The organism is Nguyenibacter vanlangensis (assembly GCF_038719015.1).
In the GTDB taxonomy this organism is placed as follows: Bacteria; Pseudomonadota; Alphaproteobacteria; order Acetobacterales; family Acetobacteraceae; genus Gluconacetobacter; species Gluconacetobacter vanlangensis.
The window spans coordinates 3,221,983-3,240,604 of record NZ_CP152276.1 but is presented as its reverse complement, the minus strand read 5'-3'; the positions used below and the strand labels follow the sequence as shown (position 1 = coordinate 3,240,604).

At 68.3% G+C, this 18,622-nt stretch carries 18 protein-coding genes; 10 read left to right on the top strand and 8 right to left on the bottom strand.

What is annotated here, in order from left to right; all coding sequences use genetic code 11:
* Positions 1-67 precede the first annotated feature (67 nt).
* Positions 68-2,959 (bottom strand): 2-oxoglutarate dehydrogenase E1 component, encoded by a 2,892-nt coding sequence (locus tag AAC691_RS15130; RefSeq protein WP_342627489.1) that lies wholly within the window; start codon positions 2,957-2,959, stop codon positions 68-70.
* A gap of 91 nt (positions 2,960-3,050) precedes the next feature.
* Here AAC691_RS15130 and AAC691_RS15125 point away from each other — a divergent pair, with 91 nt between their 5' ends.
* Positions 3,051-3,335 (top strand): hypothetical protein, encoded by a 285-nt coding sequence (locus AAC691_RS15125; protein ID WP_342627488.1) that lies wholly within the window; start codon positions 3,051-3,053, stop codon positions 3,333-3,335.
* A 41-nt stretch (positions 3,336-3,376) separates the two neighbouring features.
* On the opposite strand, the gene zapE is transcribed toward AAC691_RS15125, so the two are convergent.
* On the bottom strand, positions 3,377-4,600 hold the full coding sequence (gene zapE / locus AAC691_RS15120; protein WP_342627487.1) for a cell division protein ZapE: 1,224 nt from the start codon (positions 4,598-4,600) through the stop codon (positions 3,377-3,379).
* A 290-nt stretch (positions 4,601-4,890) separates the two neighbouring features.
* Between zapE and AAC691_RS15115 the strand changes: the two genes are divergently transcribed.
* The 3 genes from AAC691_RS15115 (at position 4,891) to AAC691_RS15105 (ending at position 6,609) form a co-directional block, all read left to right on the top strand.
* A complete protein-coding gene (locus AAC691_RS15115) occupies positions 4,891-5,538 on the top strand; it encodes a 2OG-Fe(II) oxygenase (RefSeq protein WP_323989170.1) in 648 nt (215 codons plus the stop codon).
* A gap of 139 nt (positions 5,539-5,677) precedes the next feature.
* Positions 5,678-6,055 (top strand): hypothetical protein, encoded by a 378-nt coding sequence (locus tag AAC691_RS15110; RefSeq protein ID WP_323989171.1) that lies wholly within the window; start codon positions 5,678-5,680, stop codon positions 6,053-6,055.
* A gap of 53 nt (positions 6,056-6,108) precedes the next feature.
* Positions 6,109-6,609 (top strand): Spy/CpxP family protein refolding chaperone, encoded by a 501-nt coding sequence (locus AAC691_RS15105; protein WP_342627486.1) that lies wholly within the window; start codon positions 6,109-6,111, stop codon positions 6,607-6,609.
* A 36-nt stretch (positions 6,610-6,645) separates the two neighbouring features.
* Here the strand turns inward: AAC691_RS15105 and zwf are convergent, their stop codons facing one another.
* On the bottom strand, positions 6,646-8,190 hold the full coding sequence (gene zwf, locus AAC691_RS15100; protein ID WP_342627485.1) for a glucose-6-phosphate dehydrogenase: 1,545 nt from the start codon (positions 8,188-8,190) through the stop codon (positions 6,646-6,648).
* A gap of 343 nt (positions 8,191-8,533) precedes the next feature.
* Between zwf and AAC691_RS15095 the strand changes: the two genes are divergently transcribed.
* The 6 genes from AAC691_RS15095 (at position 8,534) to AAC691_RS15070 (ending at position 14,178) form a co-directional block, all read left to right on the top strand.
* Complete coding sequence (locus AAC691_RS15095) at positions 8,534-9,562, top strand: aspartate-semialdehyde dehydrogenase (protein ID WP_342627484.1); 1,029 nt, start codon at positions 8,534-8,536, stop codon at positions 9,560-9,562.
* Positions 9,563-9,749: 187 nt separating this feature from the next.
* Entirely contained in the window at positions 9,750-10,208 is a 459-nt protein-coding gene (sdhC, locus tag AAC691_RS15090; RefSeq protein WP_176640551.1) for a succinate dehydrogenase, cytochrome b556 subunit, read from the top strand.
* Between the two features lies 1 nt (position 10,209).
* Positions 10,210-10,626, top strand: coding sequence for a succinate dehydrogenase, hydrophobic membrane anchor protein (gene sdhD / locus AAC691_RS15085; protein WP_176640552.1), 417 nt, complete (start codon positions 10,210-10,212; stop codon positions 10,624-10,626).
* 107 nt (positions 10,627-10,733) lie between these two features.
* Positions 10,734-12,545, top strand: coding sequence for a succinate dehydrogenase flavoprotein subunit (gene sdhA, locus AAC691_RS15080; RefSeq protein WP_342627483.1), 1,812 nt, complete (start codon positions 10,734-10,736; stop codon positions 12,543-12,545).
* 90 nt (positions 12,546-12,635) lie between these two features.
* The gene (locus AAC691_RS15075) at positions 12,636-13,418 is read left to right on the top strand and encodes a succinate dehydrogenase iron-sulfur subunit (RefSeq protein WP_176641330.1); all 783 of its coding nucleotides are present in this window, start codon (positions 12,636-12,638) and stop codon (positions 13,416-13,418) included.
* 97 nt (positions 13,419-13,515) lie between these two features.
* On the top strand, positions 13,516-14,178 hold the full coding sequence (locus tag AAC691_RS15070; protein ID WP_323989176.1) for a protein tyrosine phosphatase: 663 nt from the start codon (positions 13,516-13,518) through the stop codon (positions 14,176-14,178).
* Positions 14,179-14,287: 109 nt separating this feature from the next.
* On the opposite strand, the gene AAC691_RS15065 is transcribed toward AAC691_RS15070, so the two are convergent.
* The 5 genes from AAC691_RS15065 to AAC691_RS15045 form a co-directional block, all read right to left on the bottom strand.
* A complete protein-coding gene (locus tag AAC691_RS15065) occupies positions 14,288-14,746 on the bottom strand; it encodes a helix-turn-helix domain-containing protein (RefSeq protein ID WP_323989178.1) in 459 nt (152 codons plus the stop codon).
* A gap of 349 nt (positions 14,747-15,095) precedes the next feature.
* Complete coding sequence (lnt, locus tag AAC691_RS15060; protein WP_342630240.1) at positions 15,096-16,592, bottom strand: apolipoprotein N-acyltransferase; 1,497 nt, start codon at positions 16,590-16,592, stop codon at positions 15,096-15,098.
* A 94-nt stretch (positions 16,593-16,686) separates the two neighbouring features.
* Positions 16,687-17,532: a GNAT family N-acetyltransferase gene (locus AAC691_RS15055; protein WP_176641115.1), complete on the bottom strand. Its 846-nt coding sequence runs from the start codon at positions 17,530-17,532 to the stop codon at positions 16,687-16,689.
* A complete protein-coding gene (locus AAC691_RS15050; protein WP_408906002.1) occupies positions 17,529-18,041 on the bottom strand; it encodes a Fur family transcriptional regulator in 513 nt (170 codons plus the stop codon). Before AAC691_RS15050 ends, AAC691_RS15055 begins: the two co-directional genes overlap by 4 nt.
* A 91-nt stretch (positions 18,042-18,132) precedes the next feature.
* Positions 18,133-18,537: a MucR family transcriptional regulator gene (locus tag AAC691_RS15045; RefSeq protein ID WP_176641116.1), complete on the bottom strand. Its 405-nt coding sequence runs from the start codon at positions 18,535-18,537 to the stop codon at positions 18,133-18,135.
* Positions 18,538-18,622: the final 85 nt, after the last annotated feature.

Below are 18,622 nucleotides of genomic sequence, written 5' to 3'. Positions count from 1 at the left end.
CCGGCATGTGCAGTCTCATCATGACCCGATCGCGGCCGGAGCGACAGCGCCGCCCCGGCCGCCTTCGTCAGCCGATGCCCGGCGCGTGGCTGGTCGGCGCCTGGCCGGTCAGCGCCTGGGCGACCAGCGCGGCCTGCTGGCGGGCATGGATGCGCGCCAGGCCGGTCGCCGGGCTGGCCGCCGCGGCGCGTCCGACATAGATCGGGCGGGCGCCCTGGCGGCCGGCCTTCGCCATCACGTCCTCGATGAGGCGATCGACGAAGGTCCAGCCGCCCATGTTCTGCGGCTCTTCCTGGCACCAGACGACCTGCGCCTTGGGATACAGCGCCAATTGCTCGACCAGCGTCCGGTCCGGGAACGGATAGAATTGTTCCAGCCGCAGCAGCGCGACCTTGTCCAGTCCGCGCTCGCGCCGCTCGGCCAGGAGGTCGTAATAGACCTTGCCCGAACAGATCACGACCCGTTCGACCGCGTCGCCATGGGCGATCGGGTCGATCTCGCCGATCACCGGACGGAACGACGTGCCGGATGCGAATTCCTCGAGGTTGGACACCGCCAGCTTGTGCCGCAGCAGGGATTTCGGCGTCATGACGACCAGCGGCTTGCGGTAGTTCAGCTTCAACTGGCGCCGCAGCGCATGGAAGTAATTGGCGGGCGTGGTGATGTTGCACACCCGCATATTGTCCTCGGCGCAGAGCTGCAGATACCGTTCCAGCCGGGCCGAGGAATGTTCGGGGCCCTGCCCCTCATATCCATGGGGCAGCAGCAGGACCAGGCCGGACATGCGCAGCCACTTGGTTTCGCCCGAGGCGATGAACTGGTCGATGATGACCTGCGCGCCGTTGGCGAAATCGCCGAACTGTGCCTCCCACAGAACCAGCGCGTTCGGATCGGCCAGCGAGTAGCCATATTCGAAGCCCAGCACGCCGAATTCGGACAGCAGCGAGTTATAGACCTCGAACACGCCCTGCGACGCGTCGATATTGTTCAGCGGCGCGTAGGTGTTCTGGTTGATCTGGTCCGTCAGCACCGCATGGCGCTGGCTGAAGGTGCCGCGCTGGCAATCCTCGCCCGACAGCCGCACGCGGTGCCCCTCGAGCAGCAGCGAGCCGAAGCCCAGCGCCTCGCCGGTCGCCCAGTCGATGCCCTCGCCCGTGCGGAACATGTCGGCCTTGGCCTTGAGCTGCCGGGCGATTTTCGAATTGATGTTGAAATCGGCCGGCGCCGTGCTCAGCGCGTCGCCGATCCTGCGCAGGGTCTCGACCGGCACGCCGGTGGCGGGCTCGGACTCGGCGCTGCCCGCCGGCGGCGGCTTCAGCCCGGACCAGCATCCCTCCAGCCAGTCCGCCTTGTTGGGCTTGTAGGTCTGCGCCGCCTGATAGGAATCCTCAAGCCGGTTCTGGAACGCGTCCCAGCTCGCCGCCGCCTCGGCCTCGGTCAGCACGCCCTCGCGCACCAGCCGGTCGGCATAGAGCGTGCGCACCGTCGGACGGGCGGCGATGGCCTTGTACATCGTCGGCTGGGTGAAGGAGGGTTCGTCGGACTCGTTATGGCCGTGCCGGCGGTAGCCGACGACGTCCAGCACGATGTCGGTGGCGAATGCCTGCCGGAAATCGGCGGCCAGCCGGGCGCAATAGACCACGGCCTCGGGCTCGTCGCCGTTGACGTGCAGGATCGGGGCCTGCACCGCCTTGGCGATGTCGGTGCAGTACAGGCCGGAATAGGCGTGGGCGGACACGGTGGTGAATCCGATCTGGTTGTTCACCACGATATGGATGGTGCCGCCGGTGCGATAGCCGATCAACTGCGACATCGCCATCGTCTCGTAGACCAGGCCCTGCCCGGCGAAGGCCGCGTCGCCATGCAGCAGCAGCGCCATGTGGCGGCTGCGGGTCTGCGGGCCGTCATCGTCCTGCGCCGCGCGCACCTTGCCGATCACCACCGGATCGACCGCTTCGAGATGCGAGGGATTGGGCTGCAGCGAGATATGCACCGTATGCCCGTCGATATCGACATCCGTCGACGTGCCCAGGTGATATTTCACGTCGCCCGAACCCTGCACGTCGTCGGGCTTGAACGACGCGCCGGCGAATTCGCTGAAGATCGCGGTATAGGGCTTGCGCACCACGTTCACCAGCGTGTTCAGCCGCCCGCGATGCGGCATGCCGATGGCCACCGAGCGCACGCCGTCCTTGGCGACCTGGTCGATCACCGCATGCAGCGCGGGAATGGTGACGTCCTCGCCCTCCAGCCCGAAACGCTTCGTGCCGACATAGCGCTTCTGGCAGAATGCCTCGAACCCCTCGGCCTCGGTGAGCTGGTCCAGAATGATCTTCTTCTGCGCCGCCGTGGTGCTTACGCGCCAATCGTCGCCTTCCAGCCGCGCCTGGAGCCAGTTGCGCTGCGCGGGGTCCTGCACATGCATGAACTCGGCGCCGATCGGCCCGCAATAGACGGCGCGCAGCGCGTCCACCACCTGGGCGATGGTCGCGGTCTGGGTGCCGGTCAGCTTGGCCACGATCTGGCCCAGATAGATCGGGCGGTCCAGGTCCTGGGGCCCGAAGCCGTAGGTCGCCGGGTCCAGGTCGGCATGCGGCTTGGGGACCTGCAGCCCCAGCGGGTCCAGCCGGGCCTCGAGGTGCCCGCGCACCCGATAGGCGCGGATCAACTGCGTGGCGCGCAGGCTGTCGTCGGCGGCGGCGTGCAGGCTTTCGACCGAAACCGGTGCGGCGGCGGCCGCGGGCACTGCCGCCTCGGCGATCATCGCGGCGCGCGGCGACCACGAGGCCCCTTCGGCATCCTGCAGGATCGCAGCGCTTTCCTCGTCCATGACCGAGAACAGGGTGGCGAAGGATGGATCGACGCTGCCGGGGTCCGCCGCCCAGCGGGCATAGAGTTCGGCCAGATAGGCCGTGTTGGCGCCGCTGAACGCGGTCGACAGGATATCTACGCCTGCCATCTTGACGACATCTCCTCGCTCGCGGCCCGCCTGGCCGCGTCATTGTCCGGTCGTGCACCGTGCCCGCCGATCATGACGGAATTCCGGCCCGATGCCGACCGATGCCCAACCCTACTGTCACGTTTCGCGGCCCGCCGCCCAATATTCGTCACGGGCAGGATTGCTCTGCGCGCATGCTCACCTTTCCGTTCCCGCCGGGCAAGAGGCGCCGGCACGGGCGGCCGGACGGCGCCGTGCGGGCCGATTTCCGGACACGGCGCGCCAGATCGCAGAAAATCAATCGCAGAAAATCACCGACGATACCCAAGCAAAGAGCGCATCGCTTGCCTACCGTCCCGCCGGTCACAGCCCTGCCATGGTCATCACGATGACGTGACGAAAGGGAGCGGCGGGGCGGGGGCCATAGCAGCGCGCCGTTCATGACAGGTGCGGCAGGTCCAGATAGGCCGCGCCCTGCATTTCCGCGAGGCGCGAGGCCGTACGCTCGAAAGCCTCGGCGCCCCGGCCTTGGCGGTAGAGCGCGTCGGGCTGGTCCTCGGCCGAGGCGAACAGCTTGACCTTCTGCTCGTACAGCGTGTCGACCAGCACGATGAAGCGGCGCGCCAGATCGAAATTATCCGGCCCCAGGCGCGGCACGTCGTCGAGCACCAGGGCGGCGAAGCGGGTGGCCAGCGCCAGATAGTCGCCCGCCCCCAGCGCCCGGCCGCACAGATCGGCGAAGGTGAAGCGCGCGACCGGACCGGCGGCCACCGGCACCGCGACGGAGCGCCCCATGACCTGCAGCGTCACCGGGCAGAGCGGCGCCCCGCCGGCCAGGCGCATGAACAGCGAATCCAGTTCCTGCGTCGCCTCGGCGCCCGGCGGCACGATCCAGGTCGCGACCCCGCGCAGGCCGCCCCGCCGGTAATCGCGTGGCGAGTCCAGCTCCAGCGTGTCCACCTCGCGCTGGATGATGGCGATGAAGGGCCGGAAGGCGTCGGCCCCCGGCCGGTGCTGGAACAGATCCTGCGGCCGGGTGTTCGAGGTCGCGACCACCACCACGCCCGCGGCGAACAGATATTCGAAAAGCCGGCCCAGGATCATGGCATCGGCGATGTCGTCGACCTGGAATTCGTCGAAGCACAGCAGCCAGGCCTGACCGGCGATGGCCTGGGCCAGGGGCGGGATCGGGTCGGTCAGTCCGGGGTCCGCCTGCTTCATCGCGTGCAGGCGCTGGTGCACGTCCTGCATGAAGCGGTGGAAATGCACCCGGCGCTTGTGCGCCACCGGGGCCAGGTCGAAGAATAGGTCCATCAGCATGGTCTTGCCGCGCCCGACCTGGCCGACCATGTAGACGCCGCGCGGCCGCGACGGCCGCGCGGCACGGGAAGAGCCGGCCAGGCGCGATGCCAGCGCGCCCAGCAGCCCCCCGGACATGCCCCTGGACATACCCCCAGACATGCCCCAGGACCGGGGCCGGTGCGCCACGGGGTGGCAGCCCGGCAATTCGCGCCACAGCCTGTCCAGCCGGGTGGCGGCCTTGCGCTGTTCGGGATCGGGGGCCAGCAGGCCCGCCGCCAGGCGTGCCTCGTACGCCGCCAGCGGGCCCGACCCCGGCGGCAGATGCAGGTCCGAAGCGAAGGACGACAGCGCGGCTTCCATGAGTCGCCGATAGCGCCGGGCCTCATTCCCAGCAAGGGCCCGCGCCCGCCAAATCGGGCGGAAGGGCGCCTGCTCTCCATCTGGTGAAGTCCCGCCGCCCGAAAGCCGCCCGCATGGGCCAGGATGGACCGGGCCCCAGGGGTGCCTTGATCGGGAGGGGTGCCTTGATCTCGTCCGGCCGCCGGTTCTAAGACTCTGCCCACGGGGCGCCCGGCGCGTGCGTCCTCGTCATGCCCTTTGCGTGCGCACTTGGTTTCTTACGGCCCAGTTTTCACAGTCCAGGCAGTTTCATGACCGTCTCCGCACCGATCCGTCCCGATTATGCCGCGCTGGAGGCCGCCGCGGTCTCCGACGCGCCGTTCGCCCATGTCGTGGTGCCGCATTTCATCCGGGCGGACGATCTGCGGGCGCTGGTGGCCTCGATGCCCGACATCGATTCCGGCGGGTCGTTCCCGCCCTCGGCCCTGAACCTGGCGCCGCTGGTGCGCAACCTGGTGGCCGAACTGGAGGGCCCGGTGCTGCGCGAGGCGATCGCCCGGAAATTCGGACTGGACCTGCACGACGCCCCGACCATGCTGACCCTGCGCGGCCGCACCCGCGAGAAGGACGGCCGCATCCATTGCGACTCGGTGGCCAAGCGGGTGACGGTGCTGCTGTATCTGAACCCGGCCAGCGAATCCTGGGCCCGGCGGGAAGGCTGCCTGCGCCTGCTGCGCGGCCCCGACGATGTCGAGGACTATGCCGCCGAGATCCCGCCGGTCGACGGCACGCTGCTGGTCTTTCCCAACGGGCCGACCACCTGGCACGGCCACCGGCAATATGTCGGCAGGCGCTACACGATCCAACTGAACTACATGGAAAACGACGCCAAGGCGCGCAGCGAGATGCGGCGCCACCGCCTGTCGGCCCTGGCCAAGCGGCTGTCGCGCGCGGCCTGACCGGGCGCGATTCCGGCATGCCCTGGTTCCGGCGTGCCCAGATTTCGACACGTCCTGATTCCGACATGCCCCCATTCTGACAAGATTGGCGCCGATAGCGGTGGCCGCAGGATATTGATGAAATAAAGGAGCCCCAGCCATGCGGGTTCGTTCGTTTTCTGTCTTCATGGCCGGGCTTTGCCTGTCGGGTGCGCTGGCCAGCGCGGTGCCGGGACAGGCCATGGCCCAACATTGGGACCGGCATTGGGACCAGCATCGGGGAGACCCGTATCGGGATCGCGGCGGCTGGCATGGCCGTGGCGGCCCCGGCTGGCATGACGACCGCCATCGCGGTCCGGGCGCCGGCGCCGCCATCGGCGCGGGAATCGCGGGGCTGGCGGTGGGCGCGCTGCTGGGCGGCGCGCTGGCCAGCCAGGCCGCGCCGCCGCCGGCCGCCTATTACCCGCCGCAGCCGGAACCCCCGCCGCCGCCGCCGGCTTATTACCCGCCGGCCGCGTACGGGCCGCCGCCCTATTGATGCGACCCAGCCGCCATGTTTCCGCCCACCCGCGTTACGGGAGTCATCCGCCCATGATCGTTCGCCGGTCCCCGATCCTCGCACTTGCCCTGTTGGCCATGCCGGCCGTGGCGGGCGCGCAAACCGCAGCCCAGCCGGCGGCCGGCACGCCGGCCACCTCTCCGGCCGCTGCCGCAGCCGCCCCCCAGTCCGCGATCCCCGCCCGCACGCCGCGCGACCCGACGCCCGACCAGGTGGCGGCGCATATCGCGACGCTGCACCAGCAACTGGGGATTACCCCGGCCGAGGAAGGCGCCTGGAACAGTTTCGCCCAGGTGATGCGCGACAATGCCGCGCGCTTTCATGACGCCATCATGCAGCGCCGCGACCGGCTGGCCGGCATGAGTGCTGCGGACAACATGCAGTCCTATGCCGACCTTGTGACCCAGCGCGCGCAGGACCTGCAGGCCCTGAACAAGGCGTTCCGCACGCTTTATGACGGTTTCAGCGACGCGCAGAAGAAGCAGGCCGACACGCTGTTCCGCCGTTCAGACGGGCACGACCAGGCCCGCTGACGCCATATCCGGCGCCGGCGGGGGACCGGCCGGAGGTCAGGCGCCGTCCAGTGGGTACCAGGCCCGCCCGTCGCGGGCCAGCAGCGCGTCGGCCCCGGCCGGGCCGGCGCTGCCCGCGTCGTAGAATTCCAGGCCCTGCGCCGACGCGCCCCACGCCTGCAGCACCGGGTCCACCGCCGCCCAGGCGGCGTCGATATTGTCGGCGCGCTGGAACAGGGTCGCGTCGCCCGCCAGGCAGTCATAGAGCAGCGTCTCGTAGCCGACATTGGGCTGCAGGTCGAACGCGTCCTCGTACCGGAAACGGACCTGCACGCCGGCCAGGTCCATCGCCGGGCCGGGCCGCTTGGCCGCCATTTCGATCGTCAGGCCCTGGGCCGGCTGGATGTTCAGGATCATGCGGTTGGGCGGCAGGGACGCGGTTTCGGTCCCGCGGAAGATCGCGACCGGCGGCTTCTTGAACTGCACCACGATCTCGGTGCGGCGGCCGCCCAGCGACTTGCCGGTCCGCAGGTAGAACGGCACCCCCGACCAGCGCCAGTTGTCGACATACAGTTTCAGCGCGGCGTAGGTCTCGGTCACGCTGTCCGGCGCGACGCCGGGGCTGTCGCGATAGGCGGCGACCGGCCTGCCGTCGACCGTTCCGGCCCGGTACTGGCCGCGCACCGCGTCCTGCGGGTCGATGGGGCGGACGGATTCGAACAATTGCTCCTTCGCCGTGCGCACCGTCTCGGCGGACAGGGAGGATGGCGGTTCCATCGCCACCATGGCGAACAATTGGAACAAATGGTTCGGCACCATGTCGCGCAGCGCGCCGGTCGGTTCGTAGAACGCGCCGCGCTGCTCGACGCCGATGGTCTCGGCCGCCGTGATCTGCACGTGGTCGACATGGTCGTTCTGCCATAGCGGCTCGAAGATCAGGTTGCCGAAGCGCATCGCCAGGATGTTCTGGACCGTTTCCTTGCCCAGGAAATGGTCGATCCGGTAGATCTGGCGCTCGTCGAGCACCGAGAGGATCTGCCGGTTCAGCGCCTGCGCGGTGGCCAGGTCGGAACCGAAGGGCTTTTCGATCACCACCCGGCGGAAATGCCCGTCCTGTTCCCGCAGCAGGCCGGCCCGGCCCAGCGTTTCCACCAGCGGACCGAAGAAGCGCGACGGCACCGCCAGATAGAACACGGCGCTGCCCGGCAGGTGGGCCGCCAGCGCGCGGACCTGTTCGAGGTCCGAGAAATCCGCCTGTTGATAATCCAGGCGGTCGGCGATCCAAGACCAGACCTTGGCGTCGATGCTGGGCGCGTGGAATTCGGCATTCCGGTCGCGGGTGAAGTCCTGCATCGTCGCCGACAGCCCGTCGCGCCACGCGGCCGCGCCGCCCGCCGCGCGGTCGATGCCCAGAATGCGGAAATCCGGATCCAGCAGCCCGTTGCCGGCCAGGTTGTACAGCGCCGGGATGAGCAGGCGCTTGGTCAGGTCGCCATGCGCGCCGAAGATCACCAGCGTGCAGGCCGGCGCGGGCCTGCTGCCCGATGGCGGAATGGCATGCCGGCTGCGCGCCGGCGACGATATGTCGCGAAAGAAGGACATGGCGGCATTACTCCTGGACAGCCGGTCGCCGGACCATAGGCGGGCGCGGGCGGGGCGTCCTTGCGCCAGATCACGCGCCGTTTGCCCGATCGCCCGGACGCCCGATCGCCCGTCCGCCATGTGAACACCCCGCGCCGGAGCGGAGCAACGCGCCGCCGAACACAAGGGCGCGACGAGCGGCGGCGGGCCGGCCGGGAGGCGAAAAACCGCGCCGGATCGCTGGTCTTGCTTGCGTCCCGTCCGGGCAGGCACTACCTGTCTGTGCCACCCTGGCCGGGGGCTACGCGGTTGGGGGGACATCGCGTCCGGACGGTCCGGACGCGCGGATCGGGGAACAGGATCGATGGGATACCGCGTCGCGGTCGTAGGCGCCACCGGAGCAGTGGGGCGCGAAATGCTCAAAACGCTGGCCGAGCGCGCGTTTCCGATCGACGAGATCGCGGCCCTGGCCTCGGCCCGTTCGGCGGGGCAGGAGGTCTCGTTCGGCGACAGGCAGGTGCTGAAGGTCCAGAACCTGGAGCATTTCGATTTTTCCGGCTGGGACGTCGCCCTGTTCTCGCCCGGCGCGTCGGTTTCGGCGGTGCATGCGCCGCGTGCGGCCAAGGCGGGCTGCATCGTCATCGACAACACGTCGCATTTCCGCATGGAGCCCGACGTGCCGCTGGTGGTGCCCGAGGTCAATCCGAACGCGCTGAAGAAGGCGCGGCGCGGGATCATCGCCAATCCCAATTGCTCGACCATCCAGATGGTGGTGGCGCTGAAGCCGCTGCACGACCTGTTCACCATCCGCCGGGTCGTGGTCGCCACGTACCAGGCGGTGGCCGGCGCGGGCAAGGAGGGCATGGACGAGCTGTTCGCCCAGTCGCGCGCCAGCTTCGTCGGCGACCCGCTGAAGGCCGAGCAGTTCACCAAGCAGATCGCCTTCAACTGCATTCCCCATATCGACCGCTTCATGGATGACGGCGCGACCAAGGAGGAATGGAAGATGACGGTCGAGACCCGCAAAATTCTCGACCCTGATATCGCGGTTTTCGCGACCTGCGTGCGCGTACCGGTCTTTATCGGCCATTCCGAGGCCGTCACCGTCGAATTCGAGGAGCCGGTCGACCTGGAGCGCGCGCGCCGGGCGCTGCGCGAGGCGCCGGGCGTGATCCTGCACGACCAGCGCGAGGATGGCGGCTATGTCACGCCGATCGAATGCGTCGGCGAGGACGCGACATATGTGTCGCGCCTGCGGATCGACCCGACCGTGCCCAACGGCCTGGGCTTCTGGTGCGTGGCGGACAATTTGCGCAAGGGCGCCGCGCTGAATGCCGTGCAGATCGCCGAAACCATGATCGCGCTCGACCTGCTGCCCCGCAAGGCGGCCTGAACGGCCGGGGGGCAGGCCGGAACGGTTCGGAACCGTTCCGGTTGCCGCCCGCCCATGCGGCGTTCGCCGTCTCGCGACCTCGTGTTCCCCCCTGCGTTGACCGCGCCCCGTCCCGGGCGTAGGACCGAACAGGCACAGGCCGCCGGTGGAAACCGGAGCCATAATCAGGGAAATCGACGAGACGACCATGCAGGATGTCCGTGATGCGCTCTATATAGGGCACCGAAGTGACGGAACACTGACCCGGCGGCCCATGTCCCCGCATCTCCAGGTCTATCGGTTCCGGCTCTCCATGTTCCTTTCGATCGCGAACCGGGCGGCCGGCGTCGCGGCGGCGCTGGGTGCGGGGCTGGGCGTATGCTGGCTGAATGCCGCCGCGAAAGGCCCCGATTCGTTCAGGAAAGTTCAGAAAGTCACCCGCCATCCGCTGGGCCGGGCGGCCCTGGCGGGCTGGACGCTGGCGCTGGTCTATCATGTCGTTGCGGGACTGCGCCACCTGGCCTGGGATGCCGGCTATCGTTTCGAGAAGAAGCAGATCAACCGCGACGGGCCCGTCGCGGTGGGCGTCACCCTGGGCGCGACCCTGGTCCTGCTTGCCACGATCCTGGGCGTGGCGGCCTGCCGTTCCAGCAAGAGGGCCTCGTGACATGACATCGTCCCCGACGCCGCGCATGGATGTCATGCGCTCGCAACTGTCCCGCGCGCGGGGGCTGGGTTCGGCCAAGACCGGTGTCGATCACTGGTGGGCCGAGCGGGTGTCCGCCATCGCGCTGGTACCGCTGTCCGGCTGGTTCGTGCTGCAGGTCGTGCGCCTGGCCGGCGCGGAGCATGCCACGGTCGCGGCCTGGGGCGGCAAGCCCGCGAATTCCGCCATGCTGCTGGCCCTGATGGTGCTGACCTTCCACCACATGCAACTGGGCCTGCAGGTCGTCATCGACGACTACGTGCATGGCAAGGCGCACCTGCCGGCCAGCCTGCTGATGAAGGGCGCGGCCCTGCTGATCGGGCTGTTCGCGGTGGTCGCGGTCCTGAAGCTGGCGCTGGCCCGGCCGGACGGGGCCTGACGGCCCGTGCGGCATTCCGCCGCGACAGAAGACACGCAAGACAGTGCCGGTCCGGCGGCCCGACAGGCCGCCCCGGAGCCGGATCAGCATCGGGACACGTCCAAGACATGAACGCGATCACTCTTCCTTCAGCGCGGGCCTATCGGATCGTCGATCACGCCTATGACGTGGTCGTCGTCGGCGCCGGCGGTTCGGGCCTGCGCGCCACCCTGGGCATGGGGGCCGCCGGGCTGAAGACCGCCTGCGTCACCAAGGTCTTTCCGACCCGCAGCCACACCGTCGCCGCCCAGGGCGGCATCGGCGCGGCGCTGGGCAACATGGCCGAGGATGACTGGCGCTGGCACATGTACGACACCGTCAAGGGGTCGGACTGGCTGGGCGACCAGGACGCCATCGAATATATGTGCCGCGAGGCGGTGCCCGCCGTGCAGGAGCTGGAACATCTGGGCGTGCCCTTCTCGCGCACCGAGGATGGCAGGATCTACCAGCGCCCCTTCGGCGGCCACATGCGCAATTTCGGCGAGGCCCCGGTTCCGCGCGCCTGTGCGGCCGCCGACCGCACCGGCCATGCGATCCTGCATACGCTGTACCAGCAATGCCTGAAGCACGACGTCGAATTCTTCGTCGAATATTTCGCGCTCGACCTGATCATGGATGCGCAGGGCGCCTGCCGCGGCGTGATGGCCTGGTGCCTGGAGGACGGCACCATCCACCGTTTCCGCGCCCAGACGGTGGTGCTGGCGACTGGCGGCTATGGCCGCGCCTATCAATCCTGCACCTCGGCCCATACCTGCACGGGCGATGGCGGCGGCATGGCGATGCGGGCCGGCGTCCCGACCCAGGACATGGAATTCGTGCAGTTCCACCCGACCGGCATCTATCCGGCCGGCTGCCTGCTGACCGAGGGCTGTCGCGGCGAAGGCGGATACCTGACCAATTCCGAGGGCGAGCGGTTCATGGAACGCTATGCCCCCACCGCCAAGGACCTGGCCTCACGCGATGTGGTGTCGCGGTCGATGACCATCGAGATCAACGAGGGGCGCGGCTGCGGCCCCAATGGCGACCATATCCTGATGCATCTGGAGCATCTGGGCGCCGACCTGCTGCATGAGCGCCTGCCGGGCATCTCGGAGACCGCGCGGATCTTCGCCGGGGTCGACGTGACCCGCGAGCCGGTGCCCGTGCTGCCGACCGTGCATTACAACATGGGCGGCATTCCCACCAATCATCACGGCGAGGTCATCCGTCCCACCGCGAACGACCCCGACGCGGTGGTTCCGGGCCTGATGGCGGTGGGCGAGGCCGCGTGCGTGTCGGTGCACGGCGCCAACCGGCTGGGCACCAATTCGCTGCTGGACCTGGTGGTGTTCGGCCGCGCCGCCGCCCGCCGCGCCGCCGAACTGATCCGGCCCGCCGAGAGCATCGCGCCGCTGCCGCCCAAGGCGGGCGAGGCGGCGCTGGACCGGCTGGACCGGCTGCGCTTCGCCAAGGGCGGCACGCGTGTCGCAGCCATGCGCGACACGCTGCAGCGCACGATGCAGAAGCATGCCGCCGTCTTTCGCAATACCAAGAGCCTGGCCGAGGGAGTCGGGAAGATCGCCGATATCTGGACCGGCCTGCCCGACCTGTCGGTCGCCGACCGCTCGCTGATCTGGAACAGCGACCTGATGGAGGCGCTGGAATTCGAAAACCTGCTGGCCAACGCCACGGTGACGATGGCCGGCGCCGATGCGCGGCATGAAAGCCGCGGGGCGCAGGCCCATGACGACTATCCCGAGCGCGACGACGAGAACTGGATGAAGCACACCGTCGCCCATCTGGACGGCCAGGGCGGCGTGGACCTGTCCTATCGCCCCGTGCACATGAAGACGCTGACCGACGCGGTCCAGGTCTTTCCACCCAAGAAGCGCGTCTACTGACGCGAAGTTCAAAAAAAGCGCGTCTACCGACATAAAATGCAAAGAAAGCGCGTCTCTGCGACGCGACGTGGCGGAAAAAGGAACGAGACGATGGTCGAATTCAGCCTGCCCAGGAACAGCAAGATCGGAAAGGGCCGTCTGTTTCCGGCGGCCCCGGGCGCCACGAACGTCAAGCCCTTCCGCGTCTATCGCTGGAACCCCGATGACGGGGCCAATCCGGTGGTCGATACGTACGAGATCGACCTGGACGCGATCGGCCCGATGGTGCTGGACGCGCTGATCCACATCAAGAACGACATCGACCCCACCCTGACCTTCCGGCGGTCGTGCCGCGAGGGGATCTGCGGATCCTGCGCGATGAATATCGACGGCGAGAACACGCTGGCGTGCCTGAAGCCGATCCGCGACGTGAAGAACGCGGTCTCGATCTATCCGCTGCCGCACATGCCCGTGGTCAAGGACCTGGTCCCCGACCTGAGCGGCGCCTATGCCCAGTTGCGCGCGATCGAGCCCTGGCTGAAATCCGACACCGCGCCGCCGCCGGATTCGGAACGCCGCCAGAGCGTCGCGGAACGCGCCGAGCTGGACGGGATGTGGGAATGCATCCTGTGCTTCTGCTGCACCACGTCCTGCCCGTCCTATTGGTGGAACGGCGACCGGTATCTGGGGCCGGCCACGCTGCTGGCGGCCTATCGCTGGATCGCCGACAGCCGCGACGAGCATACCGGCGACCGGCTGGACGCGTTGGAGGATCCGCTGAAGCTGTATGCCTGCCGGACGATCATGAACTGCACCCAGACCTGCCCCAAGGGGCTGAACCCGGCCAAGGCCATCGCCCGGATCAAGGACCTGCAACTGGAACGCAAGATCTGACCCGGACGGGCGCGGCGCGAACGCCGCGGGAGATTGACGAACAAGGCGCCGGATGGGACACATCCGGCGCCCTTTTTGTCCGAGGAAAGCGACCGCCTTGTTCGACGGAACCCTAGCCACGCCGGCCGAACGGCGACGGGCCTGGATCGACAGCCTGTTCGTCGATCATGCGATCTTCCGCCTGCCCTGGACCAATTTCGCCGCCGTCGTCCCGGGCAAGGTCTATCGCTGCAACCACCCCACCCCGCGCCGGCTGGCCGCGCTGACGCGGCGCCACGGCCTGCGGACGCTGGTCAATCTGCGCGGCCATCGCAAATGCGGGTCGGACGCGCTGTCGCGCGCGGCGGCGGCGCGGGTCGGGCTGACCCATCTGGACATGGCGTTCGAAAGCCGCGGCGCCCCGCATCGCGACCGCATCCTGCGCTTCGCGGCGCTGTACCGCACGCTGGACTTTCCGATGCTGATGCACTGCAAATCCGGCGCCGACCGGGCGGGGCTGGCGTCGGGCCTGGTCATCCTGTTCGAGGGGGGCACCGCCGCGCAGGCCCTGCGGCAGCTTTCCTGGCGGTTCGGTCATTTCAGCCGTTCGCGCACCGGCATCCTGGATGCGTTCTTCCTGCGCTATCAGGCGGAAGCCGAGGGCAGGCTGCCCTTCCTGGACTGGGTCGGCACGGAATATGACGAGGCCAGGCTGCGCCGGGATTTCGTCGCCGGCCGCCTGTCCTCGTTCATCACCGACCGGGTGCTGCGCCGCGAATAGGGGCGGGCGGGCGCGGTTTTTCGGGGCTCTGCCCCGGACCCCGCCAAAGGCGGTGCCTTTGGAAACCATTTGTTTATCAATAAATTGGGGTCGAAGGCAGCGTCTTCGGCTATTCCGCGGGGACCATGGTCCGGATCAGGTTCAGCACGCGCCGGCGCACCGCCGGGTCGGTGATCTGATAATAGAGGCGCACCAGTTCGACGGCCTCGCGGCGCGAGAACAGAGTGAGTTCGCTGCCGGGCATGCCCATGCCGTCGGACAGGCCGCCGAACAATTGCTGCGCCTGGGCAAAATTGCCCCCCGCCGCCAGGCCGCGCGGGGCGGTCGCGCCCTCCAGCCCATCGAAGAAGAAGCTGACCGGCACGTCCAGCACATGCGTCAACTCGTATAGGCGTGAAGCGCTGACCCGGTTGGTGCCTCGTTCATATTTCTGCACCTGCTGAAATGTCAGCCCCAGCGCATCGCCCAGACGTTCCTGTGACATGCCCAGCAAGGTCCGCCGCAACCGGATCCGACTGCCAACATGGATATCCACAGGACTGGGCCCAGAACCTCGCTTGTCGGTCAAAAGAGTGGTCCACCCATGCGATCGCGTTTTCGACGACCGCGTTAAAGAATGATTAACTATTATAAGATCGCTCCGTCGGCCGCAATTTTCATACCCGATCACATTATGAACGAACGGCAGAATCCCGCGGCCCGTGCCGGCACGAGACGTACCGGAAACGGTATGGCTATAATAGAAAAGATTGGGCGGAAAACATGACGAGAACGAGGCGATCGCGCGACGGCGCGGATCGGTGATCCGCCTGCCGGCCTCAAAAATTCGTGCATGAATTTCATTAAATTCATCGAATTCATGTATTTATGAAGCATCGTCACGTGACGGGGGTGATCCTACCTCATCACGACCTGCTCTAAACGGGACGTCGTCTCTGCGCCCTGCCGCGCCATGCCAGGGCCGGCAGCAGGACGCCCAGCGCCAGGATGACCGGAATCCAGCGGCCCCAGCGGCCGAACGGCGTCACCGGCAGCGCGCCGCCGATGGACACGACCAGGAAACCCTGGCGATTCCACCCCAGCCGGCCCAGTTCGTGCCCGTGGGCATCGAACGCGGCCGTAATGCCGGTATTGGCCGCGCGGGCGATCGGCAGCCCCTCTTCCACCGCGCGCATGCGCACCGTGGCCAGATGCTGGCGCGGGCCGGCCGTGTTGCCGTACCAGGCGTCGTTGGTCACGTTCACCAGCCAGTCCGGCCGGTCATGGATATCGGCCACCTGGCCGGAAAAAATGACCTCGTAGCAGATCAGCGGCCCGACCGGGGACACGCCCGGCAGGTGCCAGGTCCGCGCCCCGGGCCCCGGCACCATCCCCGCGCCGGGCACCACGTGGAACGGCAGCAGCCAGGGATCGTACTCGCCGAACGGCACCAGGTGGGCCTTGTCATACAAGCCGGCCACATGCCCGTCCGGTTCGGCCAGCGCGAGCACGCTGTTGCGCCACCGTCCGTCGCTGTCGCCGCGCAGCGTGCCGATCATGCCCGCCGCCGCGCCGGCGCCGGCCGCGGCGATCATCTGCCGCGCCAGGCCGTCTTCCGCCAGCAGGCCGGGAAAGGCGCTTTCGGGCCAGACATAGACCACGGGCCGGCCGCCCCGCGCCGGATCGGCCAGGGCCTGAACCTGGGCCTGGGCCACCCCGGCGCGGGTCAGCGCCAGATAGCGCCGGAACACCGCGATATCGTCCTGCCGCGAGATCTTCATCGTCTCGGGCACGTTGCCCTGCACCAGCACGGCGACCGGATTATGCCCCGGCGGGATCGGGCGCAGGGCCAGCAGCGCGCCGCCCAGCCCGGCCCACGCCGCCAGCCCGGCCAGTCCCGCCAACATGGCGCGGCGTCCGCCCAGCGGCAGCAGCGCCAGCAGCACCGTCAGCAGGGTCAGCCCGTCGACGCCGATCCAGGCGGCCGGCTGGATCATCACGTCGCCGGCCAGCCCGGCCATTTCCCAGGTGCTGCCCAGCGGATTCCACGGGAAACCGCTGAAGATGAACACCCGCCCCATATCGAACAGGGTCCATGTCCCGGCAAAGACCAGGTTGCGCCGCCACCCGGCGGGCGCCAGCCGGCACAGCCCGGCCGGCAGGGCGGCGGCGGGCGCCAGCACCAGCGCGCAGCCGGGGGCCGCCAGAGGCACCAGCCACCAGAACGTGTCGGCCCGCACCAGGATCGCATCGGCCAGCCAGTACAGACCCGCCGTATGCAGCCCCAGCCCGAACATGAAGCCGCGCCGGCAGGCGCCGCGCCAGCCGGCCGCGCCGTCGATCGCGCGCATCAGGACGGGGAAACAGACCGCCAGCACCGGGAACAGATCGACCGGCGGAAAGGCCAGCGCGCCCAGCGCGCCGGCCAGCAGCATCAGCAGGTCGCCCCGCCAGCCGGCCGCTTCGTCCAGGCCGGCCGACAGCGCGCGCCACGGCCGGGCCGCGCGCGCGGGCGCATCCTCGATCGCCCTAATCGAGAGCGTCACGCAGGCGTCGTTCGTAATGGCGGTAATATTTGTCCGCCAGCAGTTCGCTCTTGACGATCACCGCGACGTCGGTGGTGTTGAACTGGTCGTCGACCACCGCGCCGTCGCCGACATAGCCCCCCAGCCGCAGATAGCCCTTGATCAGCGGCGGCAGCCGCGCCAGGCAGCGCCGGTGGTCCAGGGTATTGGGGTCGGTGCGCAGCATCTCCACCCGCCGGTGCGGCAGCGCGCGCAGGCGCAGGGCCGGAGGCGCCAGGTGGTTATGGTACAGATAGGTCAGTTCGTCGCTCAGCGGCCCGGGATCGATGCCCGGCAGGCTGGCGCAGCCGAACAGGACATCGATCCGGTGCAGGAAGATGTACGAGGCGATGCCCCGCCACAGCAACTGCATCGCCGCGCGGCCGCGATAATTCGGATCGACGCAGGATCGCCCGACCTCGAGCAGCCGGCCGGGAAATTCGGTCAGGGGCGACAGGTCATATTCGCCCGAACTGTAGAACCGGCCGATTTTCTGCGCGTTTTCGCCCTGCATCAGCCGGTAGGTCCCGACCACGCCCTTGGCGCCCGAGGAGACCGCGTGGTCGATCACCAGCAGATGGTCCGCGACATTGTCGAATTCATCGACGTCGCGGCGCGTGCGCAGGGTCCGTTCGTCGGGGCGCGCGCCCATTTCGTCGTAGAACACGCGGTAGCGCAGCGCCTGCGCGGCATCGCGCTCGGCCTCGTTGGCGGCGATGCGCACGCCGAGATTGCCCGCCCGCAATTCGGGGAACCCGTTGCGTTCAAGCTCCAGGGTCGACAGGGACCGGACGGGTTGCTCGATACTCACCGTGACGATCCATCCTTCTGCTTCGCTGCGGGCTGCTTCGCGGCGGGGCGCGGCACGGCCGGCCCGTCCAGCGCGGCAGCGGCCGGCTTTCGGCGGGCGAACAATTCCAGCCGGTGGGAGACCAGGTCGAAACCCAGGCGATCGGCGATACGTTTCATCAGCGCTGCATGTTCCGTATCCTCGAACTCGACGACCTTGCCGGTGTCCACATCGATCAGGTGATAATGGTCGCCTTCCTCGGTGGCTTCGTAACGCGCCCGGCCGCCGCCGAAATCGCGGCGCTCGAGGATGCCCTTCTCTTCCAGCAGGCGGACGGTGCGATAGACGGTGGCGACCGAAATCCGCGCATCCAGGCCGACGGCGCGGCGATAGAGTTCCTCGACGTCGGGATGGTCCTCGGCCTCGGACAGGACGCGGGCGATGACCCGGCGCTGTCCGGTCATCTTCAGACCCCGCTCGACACACATCCGCCCGATCCGCGACTCCATGGCGTCGCCGGCCGCTACCATGTCGACGGCCTTGTCCGAACATCAGACATCTGGTCCAACGAAGCTACCGCCTCCCCCTCGATAGGGCCCGTGCCGCCACCTTGCGTCCCTCTCAATCCTCGCGCTTGGTGCCCAGTCCGATTTTCCGCGCAAGGGACGAACGATGGCTGGCATAGTTCGGCGCCACCATCGGGTAGTCGTGCGGCAGGCCCCACCGCTCCCGATACTCGTCCGGGGTCAGGTTATAGGCGGTTTTCAGATGGCGCTTCAACATTTTCAGTTTCTTGCCGTCTTCCAGGCAGATAATGTAGTCGGGGAAGACGGATTTCTTCGGCGGCACGGCCGGAACCGGCCGCTCGGGCTCGGCCACGGCGCGGCCCAGCCCGTCGAGAGTGGCATAGATCTTCTGGATCAGATCGGGCAGAGAGGCCGCTTCGACGCCGTTGCCCGAGACATAGGCCGCCGCGATTTGCGCCGTCAGATCCCGCAAGCCGCCTTTGTTCATTTCCTGGGCCATACCCATATCCCGTCAGTCAAACAATCGGGTCCCTATATAATTGAACGGGCCCGCGCCGCAACTACGCCCAACAATAAGATGAACT

Excerpts from the sequence above, each read along its gene's own strand:
- AAC691_RS15130 (WP_342627489.1), bottom strand. The coding sequence starts at position 2,959 with ATGGCAGGCGTAGATATCCTGTCGACCGCGTTCAGCGGCGCCAACACG.
- AAC691_RS15125 (WP_342627488.1), top strand. The coding sequence starts at position 3,051 with ATGCCGACCGATGCCCAACCCTACTGTCACGTTTCGCGGCCCGCCGCC.
- zapE (WP_342627487.1), bottom strand. The coding sequence starts at position 4,600 with ATGGAAGCCGCGCTGTCGTCCTTCGCTTCGGACCTGCATCTGCCGCCG.
- AAC691_RS15115 (WP_323989170.1), top strand. The coding sequence starts at position 4,891 with ATGACCGTCTCCGCACCGATCCGTCCCGATTATGCCGCGCTGGAGGCC.
- AAC691_RS15110 (WP_323989171.1), top strand. The coding sequence starts at position 5,678 with ATGCGGGTTCGTTCGTTTTCTGTCTTCATGGCCGGGCTTTGCCTGTCG.
- AAC691_RS15105 (WP_342627486.1), top strand. The coding sequence starts at position 6,109 with ATGATCGTTCGCCGGTCCCCGATCCTCGCACTTGCCCTGTTGGCCATG.
- zwf (WP_342627485.1), bottom strand. The coding sequence starts at position 8,190 with ATGTCCTTCTTTCGCGACATATCGTCGCCGGCGCGCAGCCGGCATGCC.
- AAC691_RS15095 (WP_342627484.1), top strand. The coding sequence starts at position 8,534 with ATGGGATACCGCGTCGCGGTCGTAGGCGCCACCGGAGCAGTGGGGCGC.
- sdhC (WP_176640551.1), top strand. The coding sequence starts at position 9,750 with ATGCAGGATGTCCGTGATGCGCTCTATATAGGGCACCGAAGTGACGGA.
- sdhD (WP_176640552.1), top strand. The coding sequence starts at position 10,210 with ATGACATCGTCCCCGACGCCGCGCATGGATGTCATGCGCTCGCAACTG.
- sdhA (WP_342627483.1), top strand. The coding sequence starts at position 10,734 with ATGAACGCGATCACTCTTCCTTCAGCGCGGGCCTATCGGATCGTCGAT.
- AAC691_RS15075 (WP_176641330.1), top strand. The coding sequence starts at position 12,636 with ATGGTCGAATTCAGCCTGCCCAGGAACAGCAAGATCGGAAAGGGCCGT.
- lnt (WP_342630240.1), bottom strand. The coding sequence starts at position 16,592 with ATGCTGCTGGCCGGCGCGCTGGGCGCGCTGGCCTTTCCGCCGGTCGAT.
- AAC691_RS15050 (WP_408906002.1), bottom strand. The coding sequence starts at position 18,041 with ATGGTAGCGGCCGGCGACGCCATGGAGTCGCGGATCGGGCGGATGTGT.
- AAC691_RS15045 (WP_176641116.1), bottom strand. The coding sequence starts at position 18,537 with ATGGCCCAGGAAATGAACAAAGGCGGCTTGCGGGATCTGACGGCGCAA.